The sequence below is a fragment of the Methylobacterium sp. ARG-1 genome, assembly GCF_001262595.1.
GTDB lineage: Bacteria > Pseudomonadota > Alphaproteobacteria > Rhizobiales > Beijerinckiaceae > Methylobacterium > Methylobacterium brachiatum.
Map to the genome: position 1 here is coordinate 1 of NZ_LHCD01000087.1, position 915 is coordinate 915.

Sequence of the window (915 nt, forward strand, 5' to 3'; positions counted from 1 at the left end):
TCGCAGCTCCCCAAGGCTTATCGCAGCGTACCACGTCCTTCATCGCCTCTCAGCGCCAAGGCATCCACCGAATGCTCTTAAGGCACTTGATCGCTCTCGTGATCGATGTCCGTCGCTGATCCGACAGCCGTAAGGCTGGCCGATCAGCGCGACACGGTCACAAAAAGACCAGTGGCAGATCCGTTTCCGGACCCACCACCGTATGCTTGCCGAACATGACCGTCAGGGTTGGCAGATCTCTCTGCCCCAACGGCCACATTCCCTCTTCACAATGTCACTGATGTCTTCGCACGCTGGCTGGCTGTTCGGGATCAGAGATCCTCAAGCCGCCATGCCGCGGCAAACTGTGTTCCAGATAGCCAGGCTCGACACCGTCTCTCGGGCGGCCGCCACATCAGCAGCGCCAAGTCCCAAGAAAATGGTGGAGCCAGACGGGATCGAACCGACGACCTCATGCTTGCAAAGCACGCGCTCTCCCAACTGAGCTATGGCCCCAAGGGGTCAGCGCCGACGGCAGAGCGTCCCGTGTCGTGGTGGGCCTGGGACGACTCGAACGTCCGACCTCACCCTTATCAGGGGTGCGCTCTAACCACCTGAGCTACAGGCCCAGAGCGATCGAGGCGCGCCGCCCGGCACAAGCCGGGGCGAAGCGCCGATCGCGCTATCTGGTGAGGAAGAGAAACGAGGACGGCGTACGTCCCGCAAAATGGGTTCTGACTGAACCCTGTATCCTAAATGATCCTCGATGGACGAACGGACGTTCGCTGCGATCCGGCAGAACCGGACCCCATGTCCAAAGAGAAATCCTTAGAAAGGAGGTGATCCAGCCGCAGGTTCCCCTACGGCTACCTTGTTACGACTTCACCCCAGTCGCTGACCCTACCGTGGTCGCCTGCCTCCTTGCGGTTGGCGCAG

At 60.8% G+C, this 915-nt stretch carries 2 tRNA genes and 2 rRNA genes; all 4 read right to left on the bottom strand.

Annotation, left to right across the window (positions count from 1 at the left end):
* Positions 1-92 (bottom strand): 23S ribosomal RNA (locus AKJ13_RS29905); the annotation flags it as partial.
* 327 nt (positions 93-419) lie between these two features.
* Positions 420-495: transfer RNA gene (locus AKJ13_RS29910), tRNA-Ala, on the bottom strand.
* Positions 496-531: 36 nt separating this feature from the next.
* Positions 532-608: transfer RNA gene (locus tag AKJ13_RS29915), tRNA-Ile, on the bottom strand.
* A gap of 203 nt (positions 609-811) precedes the next feature.
* Positions 812-915: ribosomal RNA gene (locus tag AKJ13_RS29920) — 16S ribosomal RNA — on the bottom strand; the annotation flags it as partial.